Source organism: Streptomyces sp. NPDC001153, from assembly GCF_053598315.1.
The window spans coordinates 197,670-218,404 of the sequence record NZ_JBSFJZ010000013.1 but is presented as its reverse complement, the minus strand read 5'-3'; the positions used below and the strand labels follow the sequence as shown (position 1 = coordinate 218,404).

General features: G+C 69.6%; 18 protein-coding genes. 11 read left to right on the top strand and 7 right to left on the bottom strand.

From position 1 onward, the window contains the following. Nucleotides 1-833, bottom strand: an 833-nt coding sequence (locus tag ACWDEN_RS17550; RefSeq protein ID WP_450859581.1) for an NAD(P)-binding protein, incomplete at its 3' end; no start/stop codon positions are given. 249 nt (nucleotides 834-1,082) lie between these two features. Here ACWDEN_RS17550 and ACWDEN_RS17545 point away from each other — a divergent pair. The 8 genes from ACWDEN_RS17545 to ACWDEN_RS17510 all read left to right on the top strand — a co-directional run bounded on the left by ACWDEN_RS17545 (nucleotide 1,083) and on the right by ACWDEN_RS17510 (nucleotide 13,055). Continuing rightward, nucleotides 1,083-1,316, top strand: coding sequence for a hypothetical protein (locus tag ACWDEN_RS17545; RefSeq protein ID WP_450859580.1), 234 nt, complete (start codon nucleotides 1,083-1,085; stop codon nucleotides 1,314-1,316). Nucleotides 1,317-2,457: 1,141 nt separating this feature from the next. Continuing rightward, nucleotides 2,458-5,895: an ATP-binding protein gene (locus ACWDEN_RS17540; RefSeq protein ID WP_351615843.1), complete on the top strand. Its 3,438-nt coding sequence runs from the start codon at nucleotides 2,458-2,460 to the stop codon at nucleotides 5,893-5,895. 158 nt (nucleotides 5,896-6,053) lie between these two features. Next, nucleotides 6,054-7,892: a glycoside hydrolase family 15 protein gene (locus ACWDEN_RS17535; RefSeq protein WP_351615846.1), complete on the top strand. Its 1,839-nt coding sequence runs from the start codon at nucleotides 6,054-6,056 to the stop codon at nucleotides 7,890-7,892. A gap of 403 nt (nucleotides 7,893-8,295) precedes the next feature. Continuing rightward, nucleotides 8,296-9,057, top strand: a complete 762-nt coding sequence (gene fabG / locus ACWDEN_RS17530) for a 3-oxoacyl-ACP reductase FabG (protein ID WP_351615849.1) — start codon at nucleotides 8,296-8,298, stop codon at nucleotides 9,055-9,057. Between the two features lie 13 nt (nucleotides 9,058-9,070). Beyond that, nucleotides 9,071-9,838 (top strand): SDR family oxidoreductase, encoded by a 768-nt coding sequence (locus tag ACWDEN_RS17525; protein ID WP_351615852.1) that lies wholly within the window; start codon nucleotides 9,071-9,073, stop codon nucleotides 9,836-9,838. A gap of 187 nt (nucleotides 9,839-10,025) precedes the next feature. Then, nucleotides 10,026-11,603 (top strand): ABC transporter substrate-binding protein, encoded by a 1,578-nt coding sequence (locus ACWDEN_RS17520; protein WP_450859579.1) that lies wholly within the window; start codon nucleotides 10,026-10,028, stop codon nucleotides 11,601-11,603. A 108-nt stretch (nucleotides 11,604-11,711) separates the two neighbouring features. Continuing rightward, entirely contained in the window at nucleotides 11,712-12,395 is a 684-nt protein-coding gene (locus tag ACWDEN_RS17515; protein ID WP_351615858.1) for a uracil-DNA glycosylase, read from the top strand. 210 nt (nucleotides 12,396-12,605) lie between these two features. Continuing rightward, entirely contained in the window at nucleotides 12,606-13,055 is a 450-nt protein-coding gene (locus ACWDEN_RS17510; protein ID WP_351615861.1) for a hypothetical protein, read from the top strand. Between the two features lie 21 nt (nucleotides 13,056-13,076). Here ACWDEN_RS17510 and ACWDEN_RS17505 read toward each other — a convergent pair whose 3' ends face one another. The 3 genes from ACWDEN_RS17505 to ACWDEN_RS17495 form a co-directional block, all read right to left on the bottom strand. Beyond that, nucleotides 13,077-13,559, bottom strand: coding sequence for a hypothetical protein (locus ACWDEN_RS17505; protein WP_450859578.1), 483 nt, complete (start codon nucleotides 13,557-13,559; stop codon nucleotides 13,077-13,079). 116 nt (nucleotides 13,560-13,675) lie between these two features. Continuing rightward, on the bottom strand, nucleotides 13,676-14,188 hold the full coding sequence (locus tag ACWDEN_RS17500) for a DinB family protein (protein ID WP_351615867.1): 513 nt from the start codon (nucleotides 14,186-14,188) through the stop codon (nucleotides 13,676-13,678). Nucleotides 14,189-14,231: 43 nt separating this feature from the next. Continuing rightward, complete coding sequence (locus ACWDEN_RS17495; protein WP_450859577.1) at nucleotides 14,232-14,822, bottom strand: TetR/AcrR family transcriptional regulator; 591 nt, start codon at nucleotides 14,820-14,822, stop codon at nucleotides 14,232-14,234. Nucleotides 14,823-14,904: 82 nt separating this feature from the next. Between ACWDEN_RS17495 and ACWDEN_RS17490 the strand changes: the two genes are divergently transcribed. Then, the gene (locus ACWDEN_RS17490) at nucleotides 14,905-16,074 is read left to right on the top strand and encodes an FAD-dependent monooxygenase (RefSeq protein ID WP_351615870.1); all 1,170 of its coding nucleotides are present in this window, start codon (nucleotides 14,905-14,907) and stop codon (nucleotides 16,072-16,074) included. Between the two features lie 10 nt (nucleotides 16,075-16,084). After that, nucleotides 16,085-16,996, top strand: coding sequence for a Gfo/Idh/MocA family protein (locus tag ACWDEN_RS17485; protein WP_450859576.1), 912 nt, complete (start codon nucleotides 16,085-16,087; stop codon nucleotides 16,994-16,996). Here ACWDEN_RS17485 and lnt read toward each other — a convergent pair. Together lnt and ACWDEN_RS17475 are read right to left on the bottom strand one after the other, a co-directional pair. Then, a complete protein-coding gene (lnt, locus tag ACWDEN_RS17480) occupies nucleotides 16,914-18,488 on the bottom strand; it encodes an apolipoprotein N-acyltransferase (RefSeq protein ID WP_351615875.1) in 1,575 nt (524 codons plus the stop codon). The genes ACWDEN_RS17485 and lnt overlap by 83 nt on opposite strands. A gap of 131 nt (nucleotides 18,489-18,619) precedes the next feature. After that, complete coding sequence (locus ACWDEN_RS17475) at nucleotides 18,620-19,120, bottom strand: nuclear transport factor 2 family protein (protein WP_351615878.1); 501 nt, start codon at nucleotides 19,118-19,120, stop codon at nucleotides 18,620-18,622. Between the two features lie 253 nt (nucleotides 19,121-19,373). Here ACWDEN_RS17475 and ACWDEN_RS17470 point away from each other — a divergent pair, with 253 nt between their 5' ends. Continuing rightward, nucleotides 19,374-20,027: a hypothetical protein gene (locus ACWDEN_RS17470; protein ID WP_351615881.1), complete on the top strand. Its 654-nt coding sequence runs from the start codon at nucleotides 19,374-19,376 to the stop codon at nucleotides 20,025-20,027. 52 nt (nucleotides 20,028-20,079) lie between these two features. Here the strand turns inward: ACWDEN_RS17470 and ACWDEN_RS17465 are convergent, their stop codons facing one another. Then, the gene (locus tag ACWDEN_RS17465) at nucleotides 20,080-20,703 is read right to left on the bottom strand and encodes a hypothetical protein (RefSeq protein ID WP_351615883.1); all 624 of its coding nucleotides are present in this window, start codon (nucleotides 20,701-20,703) and stop codon (nucleotides 20,080-20,082) included. Between the last annotated feature and the right edge of the window lie 32 nt (nucleotides 20,704-20,735).

Genomic DNA, 20,735 nt, shown 5'->3' with positions numbered 1-20,735 from the left:
GGCACACAGTTGTTGTTGCCCTGGCACCGCCCGCCGACCTCCACCTGATACGTACTCACCGCCCCCCGCGGCACATAGCCCTTCCCACCGTCATAAGCCGGGTTCGGAACCCCGTTCCGCCCCTGCGGGAACGGCCGCACCCGCAACTCCCGCCGCTCCCCGTCGAGTTCCACCGGCATCCCGTCGACATCCCTGGCCACCATCCGGTCCAGGTACGACAGGGGCAGCCCCTTCATGGGGAACACATAGCCCTCGTCGAAGGTGATCCCGAGGTAGGCCTGGTCCTCCACGTCGGCGGAGACCCCGATCTCGCGTTCGGCCTCGTTGTAGTACGGGGCGAGATCCTCGTAGGTGAGCGGCCAGTCGGCCCCCTCGCCGTAGAGCGTGCGCATCCGGAAGTCCTCGGGCAGCATCCGCAGCGTCTTGCCCTCCCAGTGCATGGTGGTGCCCCCGAGGACCCGCGTATAGGTCGTGTCGGTGGCCAAGGGCCCACTCTGCACGAGGTAGGCCGAAGCATCGGGCGCGCCCGGGAAGATGCGCCGCGCGTCGGTGCCGCGAGGCATCGGGGCGTTCGGGATGGCCGGATAGGGGGACTGGTTGTCTTTGCTGGTAGCCGAGTAGAACCGGTTCAGGTAGTCCTCGTACCCCCTCAGGGTCAGGTCCTCGGCCGGGCCCGCCTCCAGTATCAGCACTCTCCTGCCCGCGTCGCTGAGCCGCGAGGCGATGAGGGCACCGGAGATCCCGCCGCCGACGATCACGGCATCGTAGACAACCTCGGCCGCCGCAGCGGGGTCGGTGCGCTTCGCCGCCCCTTGGGGGAACTTCTCGTACATGGGGCAGTCACTCCTCCTCTGCCGGGCGCGCCTGGACGGGTGTGGCGGCCGGCGTTCGAGTCGGCCGGCCACCGTCGGACGGTCTCGGCCCTGGCTCGCATGGCGGACAGGTGGGCGGCGCGGCTCCACGTCAGGTCGCGGACGCTGTGCCGGTGGCCGGTGGTGCCGACGAACTGCCCGGAGGGTTCCGTGCGGTCGCTGTGGTGGATGACGGCCCTCAGCACGGCGTCACCGGTGGCCGTCAGGGCGGTGACGGCCACAGCCTGGGACGTCGACATATCGGTGCCGGACCGGGTGAAGAAGGAGTCACCCGGCGGCCGAGGATCGCTGAAATCGAAACCACTACCGCTCGCCCGCGCTCGGGAAGCGCCGGACGGCCGTCTGGTGCGGGCGCGCATGTCGGACATGGTGGACTCGGGCATTTCCGAACTCCGTCACCTTTCGAGCGGATCCATCGGATCCGGCCTGCTGCCGGCTTCCTGATCACGCGGAGGGAAAGGGCGGGAATCGAGTGCGTCCATCGGCTGCCGCCACGAGTACGTGGGAATCCGGCGCGAGCATGCCGGAAGGACGGCTCAGGAGAGCGCAGATCGTTCTTGGGGACTTTCGATGGTCAAGCCGCGAGTGGTGTCGCTGCCGGGAACGCCGGGCGCGCAGACCACTGCCGCATCCACAACGATACGCGCGATCCCGCAAGATCGCCGGATGGGCCGCGGGCGTATGCCAGAGGTCGATTCGGCCGACCTGTGACATGACGTCCCCATCGCCGTCGCCTGAACCAGAATGGGCATCAGGAGGTGCCGTCGGCAGTGGTTTTGCGAGAGGCGACCAGCCTCGGGGTGGCTCCGGCGGTGGCGCGCTCGCACCGGGCAGAGCGGGCCGGAGTGACGCCGGCGCCGGCCTGGCCGTACCTCAAGCAGCCCTCCCATGACGGCGCGTGAGCGGCTGCCGAGCGGCTGGTCAGTGCGTACGTGACCGTGCGATCCCAGCGGGTGTGGTGACATCGAAGAGCCGGGGGCAGGCCACCGCACCCCGGAGGCCGGTGCCCACCGAAGCGCGAAGACCGGCCCTGTAGACGATCAGCAGCGCGCCCGGAAGTCCACAGCTCAACTACCGGCCTGCAGAAGGGCTATGCCCCGCGCACAGGCTGCGCAGGAGGCCACGTCCGTTTGACCGGCGGCCGTGTTGCGGTCCACCCTACGCGTGCTTTGATGGGAATGAAGGCATACGTGCCAGCAGGTGTTCGCGCGGCCGATGCCATCGACGCGGGGCAGCGATATGACGCAGTTGCAGCGTGGAGCCGGGTCGCACATGTGATGCGCGGCACCACGACCATGACCCGCCGATCTCTATGCGCGCCACCACTCTGCGTCCGCAGGACGTCCCGTCAGCAATGTGCCGCGCGGAGGGAACGGACCTCATGTCCACCAAGGTCATCCGCCATCCGGAAGGCAGGGCACGGCCCCACAGCGCCCCCTGGTACACGTTGTATCCGAGACGGTGGTCCTCCCGGATCTCACGGACAGTGGGCAGAAGATGGCGCAAGATCAGGACTGAAAGGGAGGCACGCAGGAGCATCGTCCCTAACCGGAATTGGCGCTCCTGGAATTTTTCCCTGGGCCCCTTGCTGCGCATATACGCCTTCCTCGGAACTCTTCTTCTTTTCACTTGGGTAGGACTGGCTCTTTATGATTTCAAAAGTAATCCGAAGGGTAAAGATACCGATCTGCACAAATCCCTCGACTCCTTCTGGTTCGACGCCGTCAAGAACATCGTGGGCCCTGTTCTGACGGGCTCCCTGCTCCTGGCATTCTTCCTTCTCTACTGGTACCACAAGACCAAGAAGCCGCTCATCGACAAGGCGCGCACGCATCCCCATGAACTGGTCCCCACGGCCGGTACGCTCGTCAACAGGATTGTCGGGCGCCGGGAACTGTCCCAGGTGATGGCCCAGACCCTCCGCAGCCGGAAAACGCGGAAGCCTTATCTGCTCGTCGGTGGTGTGGGCGTCGGCAAGACGGCCGTTCTGGTCGAACTCACCCGGATGCTGGCACAACAGTCCGCCGTTCCCGTACCCATCAGTCTGCGCGACATGAAGGGCGACGGTGAACTCGACTTCGAGGAAATAGCACGGCGTCGTTTCGAGGACGAGGCGGATCAGGGAGTACTCGCCGGCAGCAACATCGACAAGACGTGGCGGCAGCTGAGACTCGACGACAAGGCTGTCGTCATCGCCGACGGTCTGGAGGAGGCCCTTCTGGACGAGAAGTACCAGGAGGACCGCGACAACATCATCCGCCGGGCGATAGAGCGCGCGGACCGGCAAAAGCTCCCCCTGGTCATCGCCTCGCGCCCGCACGCACCGCTCGAGGGGACCCGGGCCGCGATCGCCAACCTTGAACCGCTGAGCGAGGAAGCGGCCCTGGAATACCTGATACGCGAACCCGGTGAGTCGGACGAGCGCCGACTGGACTGGGTGGTGGAGACCGCCCAGGTCACGGACTCGCCGATCTACCTGCGTATCGCCCGTCTGCTGCAGCAGTGCGGGCTCCTGGAGCACCTGACCCTCCGTGAGGAAGGCGGTCGCCTGGACACGCGCAGCAACGACTGCTCGACTCTCAGACTCGGGCTTCTGAACACCTACCGACAGGCCATCGAAGACGGACACATATTCGACAGGCTGGTGATGGACCGCAGGGAGCGCCGGGAAACGCTGTGGGTCGTGTCGGCGCTGGCCTGCCTCGGACTGTTGCAGGACAGTATCGAGGTGACGTTCGACGCATTCGTCAGCGCGCACTTGAACGATCTTTGCGAGCGCAGGAAATATCAGGAAATGGAAGAGGAACCGCCCCTGGATCCTCAGCAGCACGGAGTGCGCCTCACCGTTTCCCCGAAGCAACGCGACGCGATATGGGGCGTATTGCACCGGAAAATCGGCGGTTCAGCAGCCTGGCTCGACACCCTGAATTACCCCGTCGAGTGTCGTACGGAACTGGCGAGATATACCGCCAATGGGCAGCTCCTCGGACTGGTCTACGGCTGCAAGAATAAGGTTCGGTTCCCGCACAGCATCCTTCAGGCATATCTGGGATATCTCCTGCTGAGGGAGATGAAGGACGACGAGATCACCGCGGTGGTCACACCGGCACTGCACAGTCCGGGGCCGTCCCGGGAACTGCTCATCGCTCTGGTGCTGCTCTCACGTCAGCAGGCAGATCCCCGCGCCACCCAGTCGGCCACCGTGCCGGCCACGGCTGCCCGCACCTGGAACAGCCACGGAACGCGGGGACTCTCCAAGCTGCTGAGCGACGCCGCGGAGGGCCGGCACGACGCGAAGTACTTCGACCTGTACGCAGCGGCCCTGGAGATCGACTGTGTCGATCCGGATCCCATACAGGACAAGCTGGCCCGTGACCTGGAAGAAAAATGGCCGAGGCTCGACATCAGAGGCGATCAGCGGACCATCGAGGACGCGAAGCTGCGGTTGGTCCGGCGCTTCGGAGCCGCACTGCGTGAACGGAACCGCCGCGACAAGGGGAACCATGCGCTGAACCATGCGCTGCCCTACAAGCGCCTCTTCGACATCGGTACGCATGAGCCCTCACATCCGGTCCGGATCGCCATCGCACACCAAATAGCCGCCGGTGGCGATGCGGCCTTCCAGGCACTACGCACGGAGTTCACACTCGGAAGCGACCCCATATCCCAGTACCTGGACAAGATTCGCGAAGCGAAGCAGAAGCTCGACTGCGAATACGCTGCTTGGCTCAAAGAAGTGGACAAGAGACCTGCTGCCGACCTGGAGGCGGCGGAAAGGAGACAGCGGAAGCACGACCGGATCGTGGAGGAGTACGAGCAGAGCCGCATCACCTGGTGGCGCCATTTCGCTCTCCGGGCCTGGCTCGTTCCCATGAGTGTCGGGTCGGTCTCCGAGAAGTACCGTGACGAGGCCAAGGAGCGGCTGAACCTGTGGTTGGACAACCTGATCGTCCCGGCCGGCCGGCAGACCCCGCCTATGCCGTTCTCTTTGGAAAACGCCTTGGCCCAGGGCTTCAAGAACGCGGCGAACCGCAGACGACGGCACCCGGGGGCCTACCAGGAGACCCGGGCGTATCTGGTGAAACAGGCGGAGAAGATGCTCACCCGCAGTCGCTCCTGGTACGCGCAGCTGAGTCTTATGCAGGCACTGTGCCTGTGGGAGCTCCCCGACACGCTTGGACACAACGGCGGAACGGGCGCGGCGAACAGGCACGGCCGCCGAGCCGCACCACCGCCCACCAGATTTTCGCCGGACGGCGACGTGGCATCCGACGGCCCCATGGAGCCCATGAGGTCGGTCACCCGATGGCTCGCCATGGCGGGCAGTGCGCACGAGGCCGCACCGTCCGTCGGCGCCCCGCACGAGCGCCATGCTGACAGGGTCCTGCACCCGTTTGTCGCCGAGGCCGGCGATCTGATGACCCTGGCCCTCGAGACGGGACACCCCGAGCGGTTCATCTGGATCGACGAGAACGAGGCCACGGACAACGTCGGTTCCACCCCGGCTGATCCGGAGCGCTACCGCAAGCACAACCTGTGGATCGCCCCGTCCGTCGGCTGGACGATCCTGCACCCGCGGGCACAGCGCCTTCTCGCCGACGTACTGGTGATGCTCAATCTCACCGAGGGCAACGAAACCCCGGACGACATCGAGGAACGTCTGAAACGCGCGAACAGGAACGACCTCCCGTTCTGTCTCACCCACGACCGCAGCCGGCTTCACCCGGAACGCAGTGTCGGCCGGGCCGAGAGGGAGGGCTCCCGCACCACGTGCGTGTCCCCGTGCGAGTTCCGTCTGTGCCCCTATCCTCCGCGGGCCGGAAAGGCACAGACGGAGGTGGCGGAGCTGTTCTGCCGGCAGCAACAGGCGCTTCTGCACAGCCGCTCCCGCTGGCATCTGCCGGCCGTCAGCCGTCGCACCGCGCCTTGGGTGAGCATCCCCGTCAGGGAGTTGGATGCCTTCTGGGAAGAGATGGCCAACCGGAACCGCAAGACCACCGACGAGGACGATCACCTCCTCTGAGGTGAGAGGTGCGGCGGGCCGGCTCCTCGACCGCCCGGCGTGACCTGCCGGCTGCCGGCGCCCAGCGCGCGCATTCGGACGACGAGCGGGAGCGGAACCTACGGATTAGGCTGATCCAGGGGGGCGTTCGGGTGTCTCACACCGAAGGGGGCGCCGCGATGAACGGCTACCCACTCATCGAAAACCACGGTCTCATCGGCGATCTGCAGACCGCGGCGCTCGTCAGCACCGATGGCGTGGTCGACTGGTTCTGCTCCCCCCGCTTCGACTCGCCGAGTGTCTTCGGGGCGCTGCTGGACAAGGACAACGGCGGGCACTGCACGGTCCGGCCGGCGCACCGGACGTATGCGACCAAGCAGTTGTACCTGCCCGACACGGCGGTCCTGGTGACCCGGTTCATGACCGAGGCGGGTGCCGGCGAGGTCGTCGACTTCATGCCCGTGACCGGTACGAAGGTCACCTCCCGCCACCGGCTGGTCCGTCTGGTGCGCTGTGTGCGCGGCAGCATGACGTTCCAGGTGGACATCGCCCCGCGGTTCGACTACGGGCGCACGAAGCACGAGTTGCACATCACCCCGAACGGAGCGGTCTTCGCCGCGGAGGACGGCACGGAGCTCACCGTGCACCCCATCCGTGAACCCGAGGACATGCGGCTCCTCGACGTTCTCACGGGCCAGGGTGCCGACCTGCACCTGTCGCTGACGCTGCAGGCCGGTCAGCACCGCGGGCTGATGCTGGAGCTGGGCGCCGAGGGGCCGCCCGCCGAGATCCGCCTGGACGCATACCAACGGCTCTTCGACGAGACCGTGGCGTTCTGGCGCTCCTGGCTGGCGCAGTCGCGCTACACCGGGCGCTGGCGCGAGATGGTGGAGCGTTCCGCGATCACATTGAAGCTCATGACCTTCGCTCCCAGCGGTGCCGTGGTGGCCGCCCCGACGGCGGCTCTCCCGGAGCAACTGGGCGGCGAACGCAACTGGGACTACCGCTTCACCTGGATCCGTGACGCCTCCTTCTCCGTGTACGCCCTGCTGGGGCTGGGCTTCACGGAGGAGGCCCGGGCGTTCATCGTCTGGCTGAGCGACCGGGTCAGGGAGCAGGCCGGCAGCAGCGGCAGCACAGGCCCGCTCAACATCATGTACAGGGTCGACGGCTCGTCCGACCTGGACGAGCAGATCCTCGACCACTGGCAGGGCTATGCGGGCTCCGCGCCGGTGCGGATCGGCAACGGCGCCGCGACACAGCTTCAACTGGACATCTACGGCGAGGCGCTGGACAGCATCTACTTCGCGCAGCAGCACGGATTCCAGGTCGGGTACCGGGGATGGACCGCGATGCGGGCGAACCTGGACTGGCTGGCCGACCACTGGGACCAGGCGGAGGAGGGGATCTGGGAGACCCGCGGCGGGCGCCAGGACTTCACCTACGGCCGGGTCATGTCCTGGGTGGCCTTCGACCGCGCCCTGCGCCTCGCCGAGGCGAAGGGCTGGCCCTCGGCAGCCGGACGGTGGCAGACCGAGCGGGACGCCGTCTACGAACAGGTCATGGCCAAGGGGTGGAGCGAGGAACGGCAGGCATTCGTCCAGCACTACGGCAGTGAGGTGCTGGACTCCTCGCTGCTGCGCATGGCGACGGTGGGGTTCCTCAGCCCCGAGGATCCGATGTGGGCATCCACCCTGGACGCCATCGAACGGGAACTGGTCAGCGACAGCCTGGTCTACCGCTACAACCCCGAGGCCTCGCCCGACGGCCTGCACGGCTCGGAGGGCACCTTCTCCCTGTGCACGTTCATGTACGTCGACGCCCTCACCCGCACGGGACGGACGGACAAGGCCCGGCTGGTGTTCGAGAAGATGATGGGGTACGCCAACCATCTGGGCCTGTACTCGGAAGAGATCGACCTGACAGGACGCCAGCTCGGCAACTTCCCGCAGGCGTTCACGCATCTCGCCCTCATCGACGCGACACTCACCCTCGACAAGGCACTCGACGGTCGGTGACCCGGGCCCGGTTCCCCCGGCCGGGCCCGAGGAGCACCGTCGGCAGCCACCGGCAGCACATCGGCGACCGGTACAGTCGGTCGCCCCGAGCGGCGCGCATGAGCTGCGGGGCCGCAGACCGTCCGCCGGCCGGCCTCACCTCGCCCCGCCATGGGAGCGCCGAAGGCGGCGCCTCTGCTATCCCTGGGAGCGGCGCCCGCGCCGCGAGCGCCTTGCCTGCGCTGACATCGGAGCTGTACAGGGTGATCAAGAAAATGGCGCCTGAGTGAGGTGTGCCGTTGACACCGGGTGCCAGGGCTTCTAGCGTCACGTTGTATTGAAGGTACTAAGCGGTCGCTCACCGCACCAGGGGTTCACTTCCGAAGGCCCCGACAGGTTCTCTCAAGGGCGAGGAGAAGCAGCAATGTCCACCACTGAACAGCGGGTCGCGGTAGTCACCGGCGCGGCGCGCGGCATCGGCGCCGCCACCGCCGTACGGCTGGCCGCCGAGGGTCGCGCGGTCGCCGTGATCGACCTCGACGAGGCCGCCTGCAAGGACACCGTCGAGAAGATCACCGCCGCCGGCGGCAGGGCGATCGCGGTCGGCGCCGACGTGTCCGACGAGGCGCAGGTCGAGGCGGCCGTCGCCCGGATCGTCGAGGAGCTGGGCGCCCCCACGATCCTGGTCAACAACGCGGGCGTGCTGCGCGACAACCTGCTGTTCAAGATGAGCGTCTCCGACTGGGACACCGTCATGAACGTGCACCTGCGCGGCTCCTTCCTGATGACCAAGGCCGTCCAGAAGCACATGGTCGACGCGGGCTTCGGCCGGATCGTCAACCTCTCCTCCTCCTCGGCGCTCGGCAACCGCGGCCAGGTCAACTACTCCGCCGCCAAGGCGGGCCTGCAGGGCTTCACCAAGACCCTCGCCATCGAGCTGGGCAAGTTCGGCATCACCGCCAACGCCGTCGCCCCCGGCTTCATCGCCACCGAGATGACCAAGATCACCGCCGACCGCATGAAGATGGACTTCGAGGACTTCAAGAAGGCCGCCGCCGGCACGATCCCGGTGCAGCGCGTCGGCGAGCCCGAGGACATCGCCAACGCCATCGCCTTCTTCACCGGCGAGGCGGCCGGCTTCGTCTCCGGCCAGGTGCTGTACGTCGCCGGCGGACCGCTCAACTAAGGGATACGGGTACATGACTTCCGCTGAACTCCCCGAGCTCTCGGGCAAGGTCGCCCTCGTCACGGGCGCCAGCCGCGGCATCGGCTACGGCGTCGCCGAGGCACTCGTCGCGCGCGGCGACCGCGTGTGCATCACCGGCCGCAACGAGGACGCGCTGAAGGAGGCCGTCGAGAAGCTCGGCTCGGACCGGGTCATCGGCGTCGCCGGCAAGGCGCACGACCTGGCCCACCAGACCGAGGCGGTCGGGCGCACCATGGAGGCCTTCGGCCGCCTGGACTTCCTGGTCAACAACGCGGGCACCAACCCGGTCTTCGGCCCGATCGCCGACCTCGACCTGGACGTGGCACGCAAGGTCTTCGAGACCAACGTGATCTCCGCGCTCGGCTTCGCCCAGAAGACCTGGCACGCCTGGCAGAAGGACAACGGCGGCGCGATCGTCAACATCGCCTCGGTCGCGGGCCTCGCGCCCTCGCCGTTCATCGGCGCCTATGGCGTCAGCAAGGCCGCGATGATCAACCTGACCCAGCAGCTGGCGCACGAGTTCGCGCCGAAGGTGCGGGTCAACGCGATCGCCCCCGCCGTGGTCAAGACCAAGTTCGCGCAGGCCCTGTACGAGGGCCGCGAGGCGGAGGCCGCCGCCTCCTACCCGCTGGGCCGGCTCGGCGTGCCGTCCGACATCGGCGGGGCCGCCGCCTTCCTCACCTCCGAGCAGTCCGACTGGGTCACCGGTCAGACGCTCGTCGTGGACGGCGGGATCTTCCTCAACGCCGGCGTGGGCTGAGCCACCTTCCGGGCGTCGATTTTCGGACGGATCGGCGCCCGGAACCCCTCATGGAATCCGCACAGCGGACTGACAACGTCGTCATCGCGAAGTCGATCAAGAAGCCGTGAATCAGGGGAGGTTCAGGGGACAGAACGCTGCGGTATGGTCTGCCGACCCTTGGTATGGCAGATCGAGGAGCGTGCGCGTGTTCAACCGGAACCGATTCCTGCGGAGAGTCGCGGCGATCGCGTCCATGTCCCTGGTGACCGGCTGCGGCCTGCTGTCCAGCGGCAGCGGCGACGGCAAGGGCCCCATCGTCGTCGGTACCACCAGCGCCCCCAGCACGCTGGACCCCGCCGGTGCCTGGGACGGGTCCTGGGAGCTGTACCGGAACATCTTCCAGACGCTGGTCGCCTACCCCAGCGGTGCCACCGCCCCCCAGCCCGACGCCGCCGAGAGCTGCTCCTTCACCGATTCCTCCAGCCGCACCTACCGCTGCACGCTGCGCGCGGGCATGAAGTTCGCGGACGGCGACCCGCTGAACGCCCAGGCCGTCAAGTACTCCATCGACCGCATCCGCACGATCGACGCCCCCAGCGGGCCCGCCGGTCTGCTCGGCAGCCTGGACCGGGTGCAGGTGACCGGCGACCGAAAGGTCGTCTTCCAGCTCAACCAGTCCGACGCCACCTTCCCGTTCGTGCTGGCCACGCCCGCCATGTCGATCGTCGACCCGAAGGACTACCCCGCGCGCTCCCTGCGCAAGGACGGCGACGTCGACGGCTCCGGACCGTACAAGCTCCAGTCCTACGAGGAGGGCAAGCAGGCCGTCCTCGTCGCCAACGGCAACTACCAGGGCTTCGCCAGGCGGCAGAACGACGCGGTGACCATCCGCTACTTCCAGGACTCGGCCGGGATGGTCAAGGCGCTGCGGGACAAGCAGATCGACGTCACCTACCGCGGCCTCGCCGCCGACGACATCCTCGCCCTCCAGCAGCACGCCGACAGCAACCTGCAGCTGGTCGACGGGTCCGGCATCGACATCAGCTACCTGGTGTTCAACCCCAAGGACCCCTGGGCCAAGCAGCCCGCCGTACGCAAGGCCGTCGCCCAGATCGTCGACCGGGGCGCCATCGCGCACAAGGTCTACAAGGACACGGTCGACCCCCTGTACTCGATGGTGCCCAAGGGCCTGACCGGACACACCACCGGCTTCTTCGACGACTACGGCGACCCGAGCGTCCCCAAGGCCCGTAAGATCCTCTCCGACGCGGGCATCCACCAGCCCGTCCCGCTCACCCTCTGGTACACCACCGACCGCTACGGCTCCGAGACCGCGCTGATGTTCCAGGAGCTGAAGCGGCAGCTGGAGGCGTCCGGGCTGTTCACGATCACGCTCAAGAGCCGCCCCTGGAAGACCTATGTGGTCGGCTACCAGAAGGGCGAGTACCCGGTGTTCGGCCGCGGCTGGTTCCCGGACTTCCCCGACGCGGACAACTTCATCGCGCCGTTCGTCGGCGAGCACAACGCGCTCGGTACGCCCTACCCGTCCAAGGAGATCACCGACAAGGTGCTGCCCCACTCGCGCGCGGAGAGCGACCGCGCCCAGACGGTCAAGGACATGGAGGAGGCCCAGCAGGTCATCGTGAACGACGCGCGGCTGATCCCGCTGTGGCAGGGCCGGCAGTTCGTCGCCGCCAGCGAGGACGTCTCGGGCGGCGAACAGGCCCTCGACCCGTCGACGATCATGATGATGTGGGCGCTGCACCGCAAGACCAGCTGGTGATCCCCGGGGAAGCGGCCTTCGCGTGCCGGTTGTCAGTGGTCGCCTGTAGGTTCTGAAACCTGGAAGTGACCACACGCCGTGGTTGATCGACATCGTGAGGACGTTGACGTGACCGACATCGCCATGCTGCCCGAGTCCTGGCGCGGGGTTCTGGGCGACGAGCTGCAGCAGCCCTACTTCAAGGAGCTGACCGAGTTCGTCGAGGAGGAGCGGGCGAAGGGTCCCGTCTATCCGCCGCGCGAGGAGGTCTTCGCCGCGCTGGAGGCGACGCCGTACGAGCAGGTCAAGGTCCTCGTCCTGGGCCAGGACCCGTACCACGGCGAGGGCCAGGGCCACGGCCTGTGCTTCTCGGTCCGCCCCGGCGTGAAGACCCCGCCCTCCCTGCGGAACATCTACAAGGAGATGCAGGAGGAGCTGGGCCTGCCGATCCCGGACAACGGCTATCTGATGCCGTGGGCCCAGCAGGGTGTGCTGCTGCTCAACGCGGTCCTCACGGTCCGGGCCGGCGAGGCCAACTCGCACAAGGGCAAGGGCTGGGAGAGGTTCACCGACGCGGTGATCCGCGCGGTGGCCTCCCGTCCGGACCCGGCGGTCTTCGTGCTGTGGGGCAACTACGCGCAGAAGAAGCTGCCGCTGATCGACGAGCAGCGGCACGTGGTCGTCAAGGGCGCGCACCCCTCGCCGCTGTCCGCGAAGAAGTTCTTCGGCTCCCGCCCGTTCACCCAGATCAACGAGGCGATCGCCGCGCAGGGACATGAGCCGATCGACTGGCGCATCCCGAATCTGGGCTGAGGACAGGGGGCGCCCCGAAGCCGACCGGGGTGCAACTCCCCAGGGGCGCGGGCCTGTGTCGATGTGCGGCTCCGCCGCGCGGCGCGACCAGCCACGATGGCCCCGCGGTTTCCCACCGGCCGAAGGCACAACGGCGCCGCCTGACCGAGAATCCGCGCGGCGCCGTTTAGCGTCAGCACCACACAACGGTCGACAGCCCGGAGGGCACCCGTGGCGGAGCAACAGGAGCAGGCGGCACCGGATGCCCTGCTGACGCGGATCGGGCAGGCCGTCATGCTGCACCACGGCGGCGACCGCGAGGAGGCCCGCAGCCGGTTCCTGCACCTGTGGGCGGAGGTCGGCGAGGACGGCGACCCGCTGCACCGGTGCACCCTGGCCCACTATCTCGCGGACACGCAGGAGGACCCCGAGGCCGAACTCGCCTGGGATCTCAGGGCGTTGTCGGCGGCGGAGGAGCGAGGCGCTCCCCTGAGCGTGCGGGGGTTGTTTCCCTTGCTCCACCTCAATCTCGCCGCCGACTACATGAAGCTGGGCCGGGACGAGGCGGCCCGCAGCCAACTGGACCGGGCGCGCGAAGCCGCCGGCGCTCTGGCCGACGACGGGTACGGCGATGGGGTGTGGGCTGCGATCGGTCGGCTGGAGTTGCGGCTGGGCGACTAGCGCCTCCCGGGCTGCCGCGCTTCAGTGGCCGTAGGTCCGCTCGCAGATCTCCGCCTCCGGGCTGTCTCCTCGCCAGCCGCCGTACTGCCTGCCCAGGGCGCACACGTTCGGGGCCTCGGGGGCCGCGCTCGGCAGGTCCGGGGCGGCGGTGTACGACTTCCGGGGGCGCCCGCGGGGACGTGCCGGAGCGGATGGGGCCGCCGCGGGGTGGTGTACGACCCGGGGTGCCTCCGCCGGCCGATGCGGCGTCGCCGGCGTGGCCGGCGTGGCCGCCGTGACGCGCTGCGGACCCCGGGACGGCTCCGTCCTCTCCAGCGCCTCCTGGGCAGGCGCCTGCACCGCCCGCGGCTCCGCGCTGCCGTCCGGCCGGGCCGCGGTCGGCACTGAGGGTGCCGTGTCCCGGGGCGGCGCGGGGGGCGCGGGGCGCGGTACCGTCACACAGCCGGAGAGGGCCGAGACGGCCACGGTGACCAGGATCGCTGCGGTGGTCGTCGTTCGATGCACCCGCGCAACTCTGCTGGTTCGATGCCCGGGTTGGCAGCAGGGAGTCGAGGTCGGAGCCCCCGCACGGGTGATCTCGTGCCCCGTACGGAGGGATTCCGGGGACCGGGGCTGACGTTCTAGTCGCCGGTGGCGCCGTCGATCCGCTCGCGGATCAGGTCGGCGTGGCCGTTGTGCCGGGCGTACTCCTCGATCATGTGGGTGTAGATCCAGCGCAGGCTGAACGGCTCGTCGCTGAACCTGCTCTTCCCCCTGGACAGATCGTCGAGCTCGAAGCCGGCCGCGTTGCGCCGCGCGATCTCGATCTCCGCCTGCCAGGTCGCGTACGCCTCCTGCCAGGTGTCGGCCTCGGTGAGATGGAACTCGCCGTCCGGGTCCTCCTCCGTGGAGTAGACCGGGCCGGGCTCGTCGCCCACGAGGACCTTGCGGAACCAGCCCCGTTCCACCTCCGTCATGTGCCGTACCAGGCCCATGAGGGACAGCTCGGAGGGCGGCACGGACGCGGTCCGCAGCTGCTCGTCGGTCAGGCCCTCGCACTTCCAGGCCAGCGTCCGGCGGTGGTAGTCCAGCCAGCCCTCCAGCATGGTGCGTTCACCGGCGTTCAGGGCGGGTTCTCGGCGTTCGGTCGTCATGCATGTCATCCTCGCCGAAGATCACGCCTCCCACGAGGGGTTTTCACCGTCCCAGCAGCCCCGCGAGCAGTGCCCGCAGGCCCGTGCGGATCTCCTCCAGGCCCGGTTGCTCGGCGCTGAACGAACCCGCCGCGCACGAGAACATCAGCCCGTCCGCCCAGGCGACCAGGGACAGAACGTGCCGGGCCGGGTCCGGGGAGCCCACGGCGGCGAGCATCGCGGCCAGTTGCTCCTTGAAGACGGCACCGGTCCGGTCGTAGAAGGCGCGCAGCTCGGGGCGGCGGGTGGCCTCCAGAGCGAGTTCGTAGCGGGCGATCAGCAGCTCGCGGCCCCGGGTCAGGGAGCGGTGCACGGCCAGGGCCAGCCCGTCGGCCAGTGCGTCGGGTCCGCCGCTCGGATCCGGCATCTCGGCCAGGTCCAGCACCCGGGCCTCGCGCTCGGCATGCCGTCGTACGGCCAGTTCCAGCAGGGCCTGCCGGGTGCGCGCCACGTTCGACGTCGAGCCCAGCGGCAGCCCCGCCGCCTCGTCCACCGCCCGGTGCGTCAGCCCGCGCATCCCGCGCTCGGCGAGCAGGGCCAGGGCGGCGTCGGCGACGAGATCGGCACGGGAGGCAGTGGGGGTGCGTACGGACATGAGGTGACCCTATCTGTCTCACTACGGCTGTAGTAGAGTCGTATGCACTACAGATGTAGTCTGAGGGGATCCGGGAGGAGCCATGGTTCAGCCGGCGCGCGCGATCGTCATCGGCGGCGGCATCGGAGGTCTGGCCGCGGCGGCGGCACTGCACCACAGGGGCCGGGACGTGACCGTGCTGGAGCGGGCCCGCTCCCTGGAACCCGTCGGCGCGGCCATCTCGCTCGCCCCGAACGCCCTGCGCGCCCTGGACGTGCTCGGCATCGGCGAGGAGATCCGGGATCTGGCCGCCTGGCAGGGCGACGGCGGCCTGCGCACCCCCGGCGGACGGTGGCTGTCCCGGTCCAGCGCCGAGGCGGCCGCCGCCCGATTCGGCGGCCCGCTGGTCCTGCTGCCCCGCGCCGCGCTCGTCGACCGCCTCGCCGCCCTGCTCCCGCCCGATGCCGTCCGCACCGCGGCCACCGCGAGCCTCGCCGAACCCGGCGACGGCCGGCGGCCCGCCCGGGTGAGCATCGGCGACGACGAGCTGGAGGCCGAGCTGGTGGTCGGCGCGGACGGCATCAACTCCCGTGTCCGCGGCTCCCTTTTCCCGGAGCACCCCGGCCCGGTGTACGCGGGGTTCACCACCTGGCGGGTGCTGATCCCGGTGCCCGGCGTGGAGTTCGCCCCGCACGAGACCTGGGGCCGGGGCCGCATCTGGGGCACCCAGCCGGTCAAGGACGGCCGCGTCTACGCCTACGCGGCGGCCATGACCCCGGCCGGCGGGCGGGCACCGGACGACGAGAAGGCCGAACTCCTGCGCCTGTTCGGCGACTGGCACGATCCCGTCCCCGCCGTGCTCGCCGCCGCCCACCCCGAGGACGTGCTCCGGCACGACGTCCACCACATCGTCACGCCCCTGCCGGCCTACCACGCGGGCCGGGTGGCCCTGCTCGGCGACGCCGCCCACGGCATGCCGCCGACCCTCGGCCAGGGCGGCAACCAGGCCATCGAGGACGCCGTCGTGCTCGCGCACCACCGCGACGACCTGGCCGCCTACACCGCCGCCCGGCTGCCGCGCACCACCGCGATCGCCCGCCGGGCCGTCAGGGCCGCCCGCGTGAACATGGCCGGCAACCCCCTCGCCGTCGCCGTACGCGACACCGCGATCGCGGCCCTGTCCAAGGCCGCGCCCGCGCTCCTCCTGCGCGGCTTCGACGACATCGCCGGCTGGCGGCCGCCGTATGCTGCCGGAGAGGCTGTCGAGCGGTAGGGGAGAGATCGTGAAGGTCGGCTGCATCGGACTCGGGGACATCGCGCAGAAGGCGTACCTGCCGGTGCTGGCCATGCAGCCGGGCGTCGACCTGCACCTCCAGACCAGGACGTCCGCCACCCTCGACCGGGTCGGGGACAGCCTGCACCTGCCGGCCGGCCGCCGGCACAGCACGCTCGACTCCCTGCTGGCCGCCGGTCTCGACGCGGCCTTCGTGCACGCGCCGACCCCCGTCCACCCGGAGATCGTCACCCGGCTGCTCCAGGCGGGCGTACCGACGTACGTGGACAAGCCGCTCGCCTACGAACTCGCCGACTCCGAGCGGCTGGTGGGCCTCGCCGAGGAGCGCGGGGTCTCCCTGTTCGTCGGCTTCAACCGTCGGTACGCGCCCGGGTACGCGCAGTGCCTGGAGCACCCGCGCGAGCTGATCCTCATGCAGAAGAACCGGATCGGGCTGCCCGAGGAACCGCGCTCGATGATCCTGGACGACTTCATCCACGTCGTCGACACCCTGCGGTTCCTGGTGCCGGGCCCGGTCGACGACGTCACCGTCCGCGCCCGGGTGGAGGGCGGGCTGCTGCACCACGTGGTGCTCCAGCTCGGCGGGGACGGCTTCACCGCACTCGGCGTGATGAACCGGCTCAGCGGCTCCGCCGAGGAGGTCCTGGAGGTGTCGGGGCAGGACACCAAGCGTCAGGTGCTCAACCTCGCCGAGGTCATCGACCACAAGGGCCAGCCGACCGTGCGCCGGCGCGGCGACTGGGTGCCGGTGGCCCGGCAGCGCGGCATCGAGCAGGCGGTCCTCGCCTTCCTCGACGCCGTGCGCGCAGGGAAGGTGCTCAGCTCCCGGGACGCGCTGGCGACCCATGAGCTGTGCGAGCGGGTGGTACGAGCGGTTCGGGACCGTTCCGCCGCAGCCTGAGCGTCCGCAGGCTCTCGGTGACGCACAGCGCCGCCAGCACCAGCAGCGCGCCGTGCACCGGCCAGTCGCCGTAGCGGACGTACGGCGTGATGCCGTGCGCGAGCGGTACGTCGTACACGCGGGCGGCGCTCGCGTCGGTGCCGAGCCACGGACCGAGCCGCTGCCCGCCCGGACCGTACACGGCCGAGACCCCGGTGAGGGTGGCGTGCACCATCGGGCGGCCGGTCTCGGCGGCCCTGATCGCGGCCAGCGAGGCATGCTGCTCCGGCGCCCAGCTGCCCTGGAAGGTGGACGTGGCGGACTGCCCGAGCAGGACATCGGCGCCGTCCTCGGCCAGATGCCGGCTCATGTCGGGGAACGCGGTCTCGAAGCAGATCAGCGGGCCTATCCGCAGCCCGTGCCCGACGTCCATCACGACCTGCTCGGTGCCGCGCCTGCGGTCCTCGCCGGCCGCCCGGCCGACCGAGGTGGCCCAGCCGAGGAGCGAGCGGGCCGGTATGTACTCGCCGAAGGGCACGAGCCGCATCTTGTCGTACCGCTCGCCGGTCGGGCCGTCCGGACCGATCAGCACCGAACTCTTGTAGATCCCGGGCCGGTCTGAGCGGCGGGCGTCCACGTTCACCAGCACGTCCGCGCCGGTCGCGCGGGACAGCGCGGCGATCCGCCGGGCCAGGTCGGGCCGGTGGCCCAGGTCGTACCCGACGCTGGACTCGCCCCACACCACCAGGTCGAGATGCTGACCGACGAGCCGCCGGGTCAGCTGCTCCTCGCGGTCGAACCGCTGTGCGCCGCTGTCGTGCCCGCTCACGATCCCGGGCTGTACGACCGCGATCCGCACCCGCCCGTCGACCTCCGGGTGCGGTGCCCAGGCCCATACGGCCGAGGTCGCGGCCGCCGTGGCGACCAGCGAGGCCACGGCCGGGACGCGGGCCTCCCGCACGGATGTCAGCAAGGCCGCCGCCACGTTGACGGCCACCACCAGAAAGCTCAGCAGCCACACCCCGCCGACCGAGGCCAGCCGCAGCACCGGAGCCACCTGCCACTGGCTGGCGCCCAGCATGCCCCACGGCCCGCCCAGCCCCTGCCAGGACCGCACCAGCTCCACCATCAGCCAGCCGGACGGCAGTACCAGCACGGCGGCGGCGGCCCGGCCCGGCGTCGGGTGGCCGCCCAGGAAGCGGCGCACCAGCCAGCCCCAGGGCGCCCACAGGAGACCCAGCAGGGCGGCTATCAGGAAGATGAACACGTGCAGGCTCGGCAGCAGCCAGTGGTGCACGGCCAGCAGGAAGCCGAAGCCGCCGCTCCAGCCGTCGTACGCCGCGCGGCGCCCGCTGGGGGCCGAGCGGGCCAGCAGGATCCAGGGGACCAGGGCGACGTAGGCGAACCACCACAGTGCCGGCGCGGGGAAGGCGAGCACCGGCAGCGCACCCGCAAGGGCGGCGGCACAGGAACGGCGCCAGGGGGAGCTGAGCCAGCGATTGATCGTCCTCATGGGGGCCCTCCCTGCCCTGCGCTCACTCCAGTGTGCGCGTCCGAAGCGATCTAGGACAGGGGGCGTGGGGTCGCGGAAAGCCCGGGTGGATCTGCCGGCGGCACGCTGCGGGTCCCTGGCGGAGCCGCACGTCAGCCCCGCGCGCCCTCTTCAGTGGGCGGGGCTGGGGTCACCTTGGTGGCAAGGCGGCGCCATTTCTCCTCCACGGTCACCTGGCGCAGGCGCCAGCCCTCCGGGGTGCGCAGGAGCGCGAAGTCGTACCGGCCACCGCATACCAGGTCCGGGGCCGTAGGGCTGCCGTTGGCCGCGAAGCGCATCGGGTTGAGGTAGTCGGCCCGCACGGAGGCGGTGTCGCCGGTGTCGTGTTCCAGGAAGCCGAACCGTACCTGGCGGTTGACGATCAGGTGCTGTCGCATGGCGAACAGCGCCAGGCTCTCGGCGAGCCATCCGGCGATCTGACCCGCGTCGCCCTCTATACCGCCGGCCGAACGGTAGTCGGCCCGTCCGTCCGCCGTGAACAGCATTCGGTACGCCGTCCAGTCGCCGTCGTCGACCGCCACCGCGTACGCGGTGATCAACTCGTCCACGGCCAGCCGGTCCATCACGGTCGCGAGCTCAGCGCGCTGCGTCATCGGCACAGTGTTGGGCATGGCGGGCGCTGAGCCAAGAGGCGCGCCGGGACAATCGGTGGTGCGGGGACATTCGGTGGTGCGGGGCGGGCCGACGCCCCGAACCTGTCGCCATGAACGGTCAATCCACCGAGCCGGAACCCCAGTTCCGCATCCGGGCCCGTACACGGGCTCCACGGTCGGCGGCCGTCCATCAGGCCCACCGGGCTGTGCCAACTCTGTTGGGTGAACCTGCCGAAGTATGGATCATGGCGGGGTGACGAAGTGGACGAAGGACGAACCTCCGGTCGAGCAGCCGGGCCCTGAGCCGGGGCTTTCCCCGTACCAGCAGGCGATGCGGGAAAGGCTGCTCGCGGCCCCCGTGGTGCCGGCGCCCGAGCCATGGCGGCGCATCGCGTACGCCCCGGTCGGCGGGCTGCTCGGGATCGGCTTCGCCTCGCACCCCGGCACCGGTCAGGACGTGGTCATGGTCGTCTCGCACGACGGTCACGGTCTCTTCGACGCCGTCACCGGAGAGAAGATCGCGCGGGACCGTGACCCTGATCCCGAGGACAGCAGCCCCGATGCAGATCCCGCTCTGTCGTGTCCTGGACTGGGACCGGTCGCCGGAAGCAGGGTGCGCATCGCCGGGCTCTTCGGAGGAGGACTGCACACCACCACCGAAGACGGCTGGAAGCTGGAGGTCGTTGCCCCGGCCTGGCCGAACGAGCGTGTCCTGCTCTCCCGCGGCAGCGGATTGCCGCACTCCGGTCCCCACGGGGAGCGCTGGTGGCACATCTTCCACTCCGACTACTCCGAGCTCCGCGCCGCCGGCTTCTCGCCCTCCGGGCAGACCCTTGCCGTGGCGACGAGCAGCGATCTGTCCCTGTGGACCCGCGGCGCCGGCCACAGCCGCAGTGGCAGCGACTGACCAGTGGATGCCTGGGACCAGGTGTGGCCGGCCGCGACGCGGCGGCACCCGGTCAGTCGAACGCCACGACCAGGCGGACGCCGTCGTCACCGAAGCGGCCTGCCAGCGCCTTCATCACCGCGAAGACATGTGGCCAGTGAGTCCCGGGGCCCAGGACGGCGCCGACGGTCAACGGTTCGTAGGCGCACATCACTTCGCCGGTGGACCACTCCACGCGGCGCGTCGCGCTGCGCACGTCCGCGGGCGGCGTGCCTGCCGCGGACAGGGCTTCCGGTGGCCATGGATCGGATACGAGCTGTTGACGCAGGGTCGATGGCAGCGATGTCGTGCGCCAGGTCAGCCGGCCGATGAAGTGATCGGGCGAGGCCCCGGGATCCAGGGAAGCGAGTTCCGCCCAGCTGACCCAGCTCGCGCCGTGCAGGTGGCCCGATGAAACCCAGGGCTCGAGCTGCGAGCGCATGCCGCTCGACAGGTCGGCGGGAAGACCGCGATCCGGTGCAAGGGGTGGAAAGCCCGCGTAGTTGCGCACCCCGAAGAGACAGCCGAAGGCCGCGTAGTCGGTCTCGTCGTACAGCGGCCAGAGATCCATGGCGGCCACCCACGGCTCGCCGTCGTAGTGGTCGGTGCCGACACCGGGATGACGAAACTCGATGCCGCCATGGATGTCCGTACTCACGGCGCCGCACCTTGACGGCGTCGGAGTGGACA